At 42.0% G+C, this 10295-nt stretch carries 8 protein-coding genes and 1 pseudogene; 2 read left to right on the top strand and 7 right to left on the bottom strand.

Features of this window, described 5'->3' with window-relative positions:
• Positions 1–118 precede the first annotated feature (118 nt).
• Both VB732_RS00695 and VB732_RS00700 read right to left on the bottom strand, forming a co-directional pair.
• Entirely contained in the window at positions 119–340 is a 222-nt protein-coding gene (locus VB732_RS00695; RefSeq protein WP_323228894.1) for a hypothetical protein, read from the bottom strand.
• Between the two features lie 219 nt (positions 341–559).
• Positions 560–2773 carry a phosphoketolase gene (locus VB732_RS00700; RefSeq protein ID WP_323228895.1) on the bottom strand — a complete coding sequence of 738 codons (2214 nt, stop codon included), beginning with the start codon at positions 2771–2773 and terminating at the stop codon, positions 560–562.
• A 343-nt stretch (positions 2774–3116) separates the two neighbouring features.
• Between VB732_RS00700 and VB732_RS00705 the strand changes: the two genes are divergently transcribed.
• Both VB732_RS00705 and VB732_RS00710 read left to right on the top strand, forming a co-directional pair.
• Positions 3117–4499 carry a cytochrome P450 gene (locus VB732_RS00705; RefSeq protein ID WP_323228896.1) on the top strand — a complete coding sequence of 461 codons (1383 nt, stop codon included), beginning with the start codon at positions 3117–3119 and terminating at the stop codon, positions 4497–4499.
• Positions 4500–4641: 142 nt separating this feature from the next.
• Positions 4642–6048, top strand: coding sequence for an AtzE family amidohydrolase (locus VB732_RS00710; protein WP_323228897.1), 1407 nt, complete (start codon positions 4642–4644; stop codon positions 6046–6048).
• A 195-nt stretch (positions 6049–6243) separates the two neighbouring features.
• On the opposite strand, the gene VB732_RS00715 is transcribed toward VB732_RS00710, so the two are convergent.
• From VB732_RS00715 to VB732_RS00730, 5 genes and pseudogenes are all read right to left on the bottom strand, one after another.
• Positions 6244–7191: a glycosyltransferase family 2 protein gene (locus tag VB732_RS00715; protein ID WP_323228898.1), complete on the bottom strand. Its 948-nt coding sequence runs from the start codon at positions 7189–7191 to the stop codon at positions 6244–6246.
• Positions 7192–7265: 74 nt separating this feature from the next.
• Positions 7266–7622, bottom strand: a complete 357-nt coding sequence (locus VB732_RS00720) for a hypothetical protein (protein WP_323228899.1) — start codon at positions 7620–7622, stop codon at positions 7266–7268.
• Entirely contained in the window at positions 7619–8284 is a 666-nt protein-coding gene (locus tag VB732_RS00725; RefSeq protein WP_323228900.1) for an Npun_R2821/Npun_R2822 family protein, read from the bottom strand. The genes VB732_RS00720 and VB732_RS00725 overlap by 4 nt, the downstream gene beginning before the upstream one ends.
• 347 nt (positions 8285–8631) lie before the next feature.
• Positions 8632–8832 (bottom strand): annotated as a pseudogene (locus VB732_RS35915) (IS4 family transposase); the annotation flags it as partial.
• A gap of 30 nt (positions 8833–8862) precedes the next feature.
• Positions 8863–9741, bottom strand: coding sequence for a bile acid:sodium symporter family protein (locus tag VB732_RS00730; RefSeq protein ID WP_323228901.1), 879 nt, complete (start codon positions 9739–9741; stop codon positions 8863–8865).
• Positions 9742–10295 lie beyond the last annotated feature (554 nt).

The raw sequence follows: 10295 nt of genomic DNA on the forward strand, positions 1-10295 counted from the left end.
AAAACCCAGCTTTAATCCACTAACCCGATCACACCTTTCCTCAACCCTCCACAGTCAATCTATTAAACGCCATATTTTCCATAAAATGTATCGCGCTTTGTCCTGGCTTGTAAATAAATCAATTTTTGAACTCGTAAACTAACTTTTGCGACTTGTAAACTAAGTTTCTGACTCGTAAACTAACTTTTATGACATCAAAACCAGCTTTTGCGACATCAAAACCAGCTTTTGCGACACCAAAACCAGCTTTTGCAACATTAAAACTAGCTTTTGCGACATCAAAACTAGCTTTTGCGACATCAAAACCAGCTTTTGCGACACCAAAACTAGCTTTTGTCAAAGAATTTCAGCAAATCTACTCCCATTTTTCCTGCTCGCTAAGTTCTCTTCAATAAAAAAACGCAAATATACGCATTCCGACGCAATTTCAGCGTTTCTATACGTATAAATGCGATAAAAGTAAAAACAATTCCAGCTTTATTTAATGGGTGTTGCTGAATCTAGGGATGAAACGCAAAGGAAAATTCAATAAAATTATCCCGCATTTATGCAACATCATTTAATGCACTAATGCGATCGCACGTTTCGTCAACGCTTCAGCAGTCAATCCATTAAACGCCATCAACTCGCCAGCACTGGCTGTAGTCTCTCCACGCTTCCACGCAAAGGTGTCGCGCTTGGCTGTACTCCGTAACAGAATCGGTTCTAGCATCCCCGCAGCGCCACCTGTAACAGCAATTAGCGCATCGCCATCAAATAATTCAGCAAATTTCGCATCATCTAAGAAACCGCCTTCAGGTTCAGAACAGGTATCCCACGCAGTATCATGGCTACGGTACAATTGCCGAGGATTGATTACAGAAACTATCTTGACACCAATACCTTCAGTTTCTAAGAAAGCCGCAGCTTCAAATACTGGCATTAATGTCATATCACCAATTACAGCAAATACAACTTGTTTATCACCAGCGATTTCATGTAATAACACTGCACCATCGCGCAACCCTTGACGAGTTTGTTCTAAAGTTGTGCGAATTGGCAATGGTGATTTACTCGCTGTAATCACAATTCCCTTATTCTTAGTTTTCAATGCCCAGTCATAACAGGCTTGAATACTATTAGCATCAGGCGGAAATAATGGGAAAACATTTCCATTTCGCATCAACGAAGCAAAGTAAGCTTCAATTTCGGGACGTTGATGAGTCCAACCGTTGCGCCCTTGCTCTAATGCGCCTGCTGTGAATAAAGTAATAGTCGAGGGAGTTTGACGGCGTAATTCTGCCATTGATTGGGTTACAGTTTGCCAAATTGGTAATCCGTTGATGGCAAAAGATTCGTAAGAACACCACAAAGTTCTCGCACCCATTAACGCCAAACCGGCAGCTAAACCGGCACAAGCATCTTCACTCAATGGTTCATAAACTTGTCCATTTGGTGCTTGATTATATAAGTCGTCGGTTGTGGGGTGGATAATCTTTAACGCTTGGTTGATGTTGGCAATTCCTGATGCTTCGTTACCATCGGCGTTGGTGACGAGGAAATTTTGATCTTTCTTTCCAACTATTCCTACTAATCGTCCCATTGCGGTTGTGGAAACTTTTGCTTCACCTCCAACTGCATATTCTTCTAAAGGTAATTCACCTAAATCTGGTAATGGAAATTCAAATTCTGTCACCACAGTTTTCGCTGCTGGGCCTCCGCCTGCGCGTTCGGCATTTGTTCTGACTATTTGCCAAGCTTCGGCAGATAAAGCACGAGTTTGCAATGCACTGATGATATGAGGTGCATCTAGCGTATCTTTGGGATAGAGGTTGTGAGATTTTGAACCCCGCGCGTGGACTCCTGCACCTTTGAGTTGTTTAATAATGAAGACGGTAAGTTTACCACCTAATGCCGATCGCGCTGCTTTATCTACACCGGAAAGTATTGCTTCAGTAAATGCTAGGCGTTTCTCGAAGGAAAAGGCAGTACTATCAACGTAATCGCCTGGTTGGTTTTGATCGTCAAAGTCTTTGGCATCCACTAATACGACTTCATCAAAACCGTTACCTTGCCAATATGCTTGCATCTGTTCGTTGGTTTTCAGGGAAACCATGCTGTGATGTTCTTGGCTGTAACCGTTCCACACCAAAATCGGTAAGAAGTTGGTGACAGCAGGATAAGCTGTATGGAAATGCGCGATCGCACTTACAATATAAGGCTCACCCAATCCACCATCCCCAACTGTAAAGGGGAACAACTTATCTTTATGCAACAATGCAGCCGCCATTGCAAAGTGTTGCCCTTGTCCCAAAGGCCCAGCCGGTGCGAGAATACCGGGAATAAAACCAGAAAGGTGTCCTAAAAGTCCATGCTTTTCTCGGAAGCGATCGCGCAATTGTTGGACTGTAAAAATTCCCATGTCCTCTAGCGAACGATCCAAGAACATGGCACTATAAAATCCGGGGGCGTGGTGTCCAACTTCGGTAATAATGTTCTTGTATCCCAGCATGACAAGAGATGCGTAAGCTTCTGCTTGGCTGGCGAATCCGCCGGGATGCCCAGAAGCTTTGCTGGCGGTAACTTGCAAAGTCAGGTAGCGTAAGGCATCGGCAGCCAGTAAAGTTTGATATACAGCTGCTTTGTCTGTAGTCGATGCGATCGCTACTTTGCCCGACTCGATAGCAGGTGTTGCACCATAAGTTTCAAAATCTGGTAACGCTTCACCAAAATATTGAATTCCTTCAGAAAAATTAGGAAGCGCTGAAGATGGCTTTGAGGAGATTGCAGTCATGCTGAGTACCTTGTGACGATGAGATGAAACTGTCTGACTTTTCACGGTATCTGAGGAACCTCTCTCTAAATTTCTCTCCTAAAAGGAGAGAGACTTTGAATTTCCCCCTTCCCGTGTCGGGAAGGGGGTTAGGGGGTTAGGTTTTTTGTAGGCTTTTTCAGATGACATGAAAATTCAGATGAAACTGTAGATGCTCGTTGAATTTAACAAAAATTTTACATCTTTCAGGCTGTAACAGTTTATTGCTTTTTTGCAACGTTAGAATAAGTACTTTAAATGATTACACAACCAAAATTTCAGTAAGTTCAAGTAACAAAAAGATATTCAAATAGCGAAAAAATTTATGAAATTACCAAATGGGCCGCAAATGCCAGTCCTTTTGCAGATGCTGCGCTGGATTGCTAATCCGATGTCATTTATGGAAGCTTGCGCCAAAACTTATGGGGAAACTTTTTCTATCAGGTTAGAAAAAAATTCTTCTCCTATGGTGATTGTCAGCAACCCCCAAGCGCTACAGCAAATTTTGACAAATGATACTAAGGAATTAGAAGCGCCTGGCGAACTGAATCGGACGTTTGAATTTTTACTGGGTAAGAATTCTGTGATTACTATTAGCGGTGCTGAACATCAGCGCCAACGGCAGTTATTAATGCCTCCCTTTCATGGCGAAAGAATGAGAAACTATAGCCAAGTAATTACCGATGTTACTCAAAATGTCATCAGCCAATACCAGATAGGCAAACCCTTTAATATTCGGTCTGCTACCCAAGCCATTACTATGCGGGTGATTATGCAGGCTGTGTTTGGGCTACATGAAGGAACTCGCGCTGAAAAACTACAGCAATTTTTGGGTGAACTTTTAGAAAAGGCTAGTTCTCGATTAATTGTAGCTTTGCTTTATTTTCCAGCTTTACAAAGAGATTTTGGCCCGATTAACTTCTGGGGAAAGCAGATGCGCCGTCAACAAGAAACTGACGAACTCATCTATGAGGAAATTCGGGAACGTCGAGAACAAGCAGATTCATCACGCACAGATATTCTTAGCTTACTCATGGCTGCTAAGGATGAAGCCGGTCAACCGATGACTGATGAAGAGTTGCGCGATGAATTAATGACTCTTTTAACCGCCGGTCACGAAACCACAGCAACAGCCTTAGCATGGGCTTTTTACTGGATTCATAAAGTACCATCAGTACGCCAAAAGCTAGTACAAGAATTAGATAGTTTGGGTGATAATCCAGACCCCAGCGCCATTTTCAAGTTACCTTATCTCAACGCTGTTTGCTCCGAGACATTGCGGATTTACCCAGTAGGTATACTAACTTTTCCCAGGGTAGTAAGAACACCAATTTCGTTAGGCAGTTACGAACTAGAACCGGGGACAATTGTGCTTGGTTCCATTTATTTAACCCACCACCGCGAAGATATTTACCCAGAACCTAAGCAGTTTAAGCCAGAACGCTTTTTAGAAAGGCAATTTTCCCCTTATGAATTTCTGCCCTTTGGTGGTGGTGCAAGGCGTTGTATCGGTCTAGCCTTTGCCCAGTTGGAAATGAAGCTAGCACTTGCCAAAATCCTTTCTAGCTTGGAATTAGAACTAGTTGACAATGGTGAAATTCAACCTAAACGCCGTGGTTTGGTGACAGGGCCAGATCGTCCTATCCAGATGGTTGTCAAAAGTCAACGTCGGGTGAAGTCTCCCGTTCTTCAGACAACCATTGTTTGATGTTGCGGAGGTTGAGTAAATATTAGAGTGCGATCGCAAAATTATTGCAACTTTTTAACGAACCGCCAAGGCGCAGAGAACGCAGAGAGAAGAAAGAGATGCTTAACCCAAGCGTATTGCCCTATATCTGAATTATTTGAGCATGAATTTTGATTCAGCCGATGCCGTAACAATATCAACTGCTGTCCGCCAAGGTAAAGCTAGTGCTGTGGAAGTTACTAAAACTGCATTAGCACGAATAGCAGCGCGGGATGATCAACTAAACTGTTTTACGGCTGTGACTGCTGAAGCGGCTTTAGCAGATGCAGCACGCATTGATCAAGAAATTGCCCAAGGTAATAACCCGGGAATTCTTGCTGGTGTCCCTTTTGCGGTGAAAAATCTCTTCGATATCACTGGTTTAACGACTCTGGCGGGATCGAAAATTAATGCAGAAAACCCAACAGCTACCCAAGATGCAACCGCAGTAGCCAAGCTGAAGCAAGCGGGTGCAGTGCTAGTTGGTGCTTTGAATATGGATGAGTACGCTTATGGATTCGTGACAGAAAATTTCCATTACGGTGCTACTCACAACCCCCATGATTTACAGCGAATTGCTGGTGGTTCATCAGGTGGTTCGGCGGCGGCTGTTGCTGCTGGGTTAGTACCTCTGACGCTGGGTTCTGATACTAATGGTTCAATTCGCGTTCCGGCGGCGTTGTGTGGCGTTTTTGGTTTTAAGCCAACCTACGGAAGGTTATCTCGTGCTGGGGTAGCTTTATTTTCTAGCAGTTTTGACCATATTGGCCCATTTGCGCGATCGGTGCAGGATATTGCGACAGTGTTTGATGTGCTTCAGGGAGAAGACGATCGCGATCCAATTTGCACAAAACGCCCGCCTGAATTGGTTTTACCACAACTTAAAGAAGATATTTCTGATATTAGAATTGCGTTGGCGAAGCCCGCCGTAGGCATCGCCAATGATTATTTTACCCAAGGTGCAGAACTGGAAGCTTTAGCAGCAGTGCAAAAAGTCGCTGATGCCTTAGATGTTAGTGAATATGTGACAATCCCAGAAGCACATCGCGCCCGTGCAGCAGCCTTTGTGATTACAGCTAGCGAGGGCGCAAACCTACATTTAGAAAATTTGCGATCGCGTCCCCAAGATTATGATCCAGCAACACGCGATCGCTTTTTGGCTGGGGCGTTGATTCCTGGTAACTGGTATCTCCAAGCACAACGGTTTAGAAGATGGTATGGCGATCGTATTCGAGAAGTATTTCAAAATGTGGATGTGATTCTAGCCCCAACTACACCAATTTCTGCACCGCTAATCGGTCAACAAACTATGATTTTGGATGGTGAAGAAATTCTTGTCCGTCCTCATTTAGGGCTATTTACTCAACCATTATCTTTTATCGGTTTACCCGTTTTATCAGTACCAATTCAGCGCCCAAATGATTTACCATTGGGCGTACAATTGATCGCAGCACCATATAATGAAGCGTTGATTTTACGGGTTGCGGCTGCATTGGAAATCAAGGGTGTAATTTCAGCAGCAGTAGTGTAGTTATAGTATGCAGAAATACTTATTGTAGAGACGGCGATTCATCGCGTCTGATTATTGTAGCGATTCATCGCGTCTCTTGCCTTAATCGAAAAATATTGGTCACGATTTGATATCAGGTTCGGTTAAATACTTATAACATCATAGTTTTTCTAGATGGCATGATAAGTCAATTGCACAATACCTTAATGTTAATCTCTAACCCCGCACCTGTCGCAGTGCATTAAACGCCTTACCTCGTAACCCAACTGGTAACAGGGATAACCCTAAACCAGTCCAAGCTTTAGGAGTTGAAAAAGACTTTCCCGCCAAAACTAGCTCTCTCCCTTTTTGCGTTTCACCCTTTTCAATTAAACGCAAACCTAATAATAATTGCGTTTCAGTTAGACGATTTTTTCTAACTTTCTCTATTTTTTCAGACTCAAACTTATAATTTTCTAAATACCGGATTTTATCAAATAAATAAGGAATGGCTCGATTGATACCCTGCTGCTCTGCATGAGTGCGATATTCCATCAATAATTCTGGTAAATAATAACCTTTTTTTCCAGCCAAAGCCAGACGCACAAATAAATCATTATCTTCGCAATTTTGCATATTTGGCTGCATATATCCTAATTCTTGCAATGTTTTACGGCGAAATAATGTCGCCCCAACTTGAAAGCTTTGGTGAATAAATACAACTTCTAATAAATTATTTACAATACCTGCTGGTAAATTCTTCCTACCCCAGCGATGAGAATTTTCTTTAGTTTTTGCTTCATCCCGGACATTGTTAATATCAATTATCCAATGATCTGTACCAACAAAATCAATACTAGGGTCTTGAGCAAGAATCGCTGCGGTACTTGCGAGAAAATCTGGTGTTAGTCGATCGTCATCATCAAATTTAATAAAATATTCACCACTGGCAGCATCAAAACCAGAACGCATATTATTACTTTTACCAATATTTTGCTGATGACGGATATATTTAATCCGATTGTCTGTGTACTGTGACATCAATTCGGGTGTGCGATCGCTAGAACCGTCATCACAAATAATTAGCTCAAAGTCTTGCTCAGACTGATTGAGTACACTGTCAATGGCATAAGGAAGAAGATTAACACGATTAAAAGTAGGAACACAAACAGAAATTTTAGGCATGTTATGTATTACCAACTGGAGAATATAGAAATTTATTATATTTCTAATTTAGGGCATCGCCAATAGAGCTATACTTAGCGGATAGTTCTTTGAATTTTATTCATTGTTTTGTTGAAAAAATTATTGATTTTAGCAATTATACTTAGTAATTTTAGCTGTTTTGGTCTTTTTTCTGGCTGTTTGAGAAAACGATAATGTAAAAACTCATTTGCGTAAGAGATATTAACGTTTTGTCCTTGACACAACTGGGCAAAATCACGAGAAGAATAGCTCATATAATGGATGCGGTGAATCGGTTTTAGACCATCTTGGTTGTAAAGAACATTATTAATATTGACAAAGGGATCTGCATTGGCACAATTACCTGTTCTATCTTCTCCATTGGGGCTGAGTGTAAAGTTAAACAGTGGGCGATCGCAGCGCAAGGTCATATAATTAACAAAAAAGCATCATCCCACCATCCATTTCCATTAATCCATTGAACTTCTTTCTGGGTAATTAATCTCTCCTTCATTATTTCAAGTTCTTGCACAGAAAATAATCCTTTTTTAGAATCAAAAAAGCTAGAACAATGCAGCTTAGGACGTATATCTGCTTCTGTATAGAGTCCAGTTTTCTCTATAAGTGGAATATTTAACGCTGCAACAGCTTTGTCTTTAATGTGTTCCCAATCATCAAAAATAAAATCGTATTCTTCTAGCCGATCAATTACATTATTGAGTGGCTTCATTGCTAAACTATCACCGTCATAAAATACGAATTTATCAAAAATCCCCTCAAAGACAGCAAACTTTCTTTGCAAATGACTTTTGTACCAACTAGGACGTGATAATTTCATCTCTTTTTCTCTAGGATGAGCAGCCCAAACCTCATGAGCAAATTCTTCCCAGCGTTGAATTACGTCCCAATTATCAAATAGGGTTACATTCTTTCGAGCATTAACTTCTTGCTGAACTAAATCTAGTTTATCGTTGTATGGAATAATACAAATAGGAATGTCTGCACCAACATTCGCCTCAATGCTGTTTAGCAAAGCTACTAATTGGTCAAACACCACATCATTCGCAAGGGTGTAAATCCCGAAAGAATCCATTGTGATAAATCCTTTTTATCTTTAGTTGCTGAGTAACGCAGATAATATTATCGTTATTTACTGAGGTATTATCCCCAAATAACTAATATACACATCTTTACGCTTTGTGCTGACGTAAGTTGGACGGCTTATGTAGTAAACGCTTAATTAGCGTAAGTATTGAAACCTCTCCCTGGCTTTACTACGCAAAACCTGCCCTTCTCCGACTGGGAAAGAAACTTGAACTTTAGTTTAAGGTAGGGAGAAGTTTGTCAAACTCACGTTTTGTTAGATTACGAAAAAAGTGAAGCGATCGCAAAGGTTTCGAGTATTTTAAATTTCGTTATATAGTCGATACCTCTGCCAAATTAAGAGGGTTCAACGCCACCAGAAACATTATGAATACGTTCGTGCATAAGTAAGCTTGGCAAAAATCTGGCTTAATAAAATAGGCTCAGGGATTTCCGAAAGCATTTTTAAGATTTCATGGACATATCGGAAGCTACGGTAAACGCCCCCAGACCAATAATGCCGGAGTCGGGATTAAGAATGCGGAAATCAGCAAGAATTCGAGCCTGATTGACAAAATGTGCTGTATCTTAAGCTTTAACCGATGCGCTAGTGCTAACTTTTCTTCCGTAGAGGATGGCAAAAAAGCCAGTAATGTACATCAACAGGCTATAAACCGCAGCAGGCACGGCCATGTCGGGGTTGTTGAGCAAACCAGCAGTGATCGCCAGGGCCAGCGTTCCATTTTGAATTCCCACTTCAACGCCAATGCAGATTTGTTGGGACAGAGGGAGCCGAAATAGCTTTGCGGTAAAAAATCCTGCCAGAGTTGCTAGGAGGTTGAGTAGCAGTACACTGATTCCTACCTGTACTAAAAACCTTGGTAGCTTACTGCCTTCACGCACCAGCAACAGTGCAATAATCAGCGCCAGAAGTCCGATTGCCAGGCGAGCCATTTGCTTTTCGAGGCGACGCGCTGTATCGGGAAAGTAGTAACGAATCACCATCCCGATCACCGTCGGCAGCAGCGTGATCAACAAAATTTGCAGCATTGTCTGTCCAATTGGCAGGCTAATCGCTGCACTCTCTTCCAGAAAATGCTGAAGCGTCAGATTTATCAAAATGGGAATTGTAAACACGGTGATAATGCTGCTAAGTGCGGTGAGCGTCACTGATAGAGCAACATCACCCTTTGCCAAATAAGTCATGAGATTGGAGGAAGGGCCACCAGGACAGACCGCTACTACAATCAGACCAACGGCGATCGCCCTTTCCATTGGAACCACCAGCGCGATTAGCAAACCAATCAGGGGTAGCAGCACCACCTGACATGCCGTACCAATTACAACAGCCTTGGGGTAGCGAGTGATTCGCTTAAAGTCTTCTGGAACTAGGCTTAACCCCATTCCCAACATGACAATTGCCAGGGCTAGCGGCAGCAAAACGGTGGTAAATAAGTTGCTCTGCATGGCGGTAAAGATTTAGAACTTACGGATTGATAGTAATGCCAGGATTATTTGGTTCAGTTGCCGCATTGTCGTCGCGTTTATCTGCGGTAGCAGGCATTGTAACAGTGATAGGATATCAAACATGGGCGAATTTTAGCTTTTGAGTTGTCGTTTGGGAAGACAACAACTCTACTATAGAGCGCCCTCTCTCTTCATACTCTTTTTTTGGCTAAGGTAAGCTAAAACACATCTAATTTGCAGATGAAAATTTTCTCAATATCTTGTGGGGTGGGCATCTTGCCCGCCCTAGTTGTGCAAATTAAATGCTGATTAGCTTATTGATAGTTAGATTTATTTCAGCCAACCCACTTACACCTGCAATGACATACCGTAAGTGATTAGGGGTACATGATATGAAACCCCGAAAACTAATATAACCACAGGATAATTTGATTCGGCAACTGCAATGATGCTGACCCTGTTATATCATGTCCGGTTAAATACTTATAACATCTGTAGGTTGGGTTGAGGAACGAAACCCAACGCTTGATCCTTGCTCATGTTGGGTTTCACTA

Origin of the sequence: Nostoc sp. UHCC 0252, assembly GCF_034931145.1 — a bacterium.
Lineage (GTDB): Bacteria > Cyanobacteriota > Cyanobacteriia > Cyanobacteriales > Nostocaceae > Nostoc.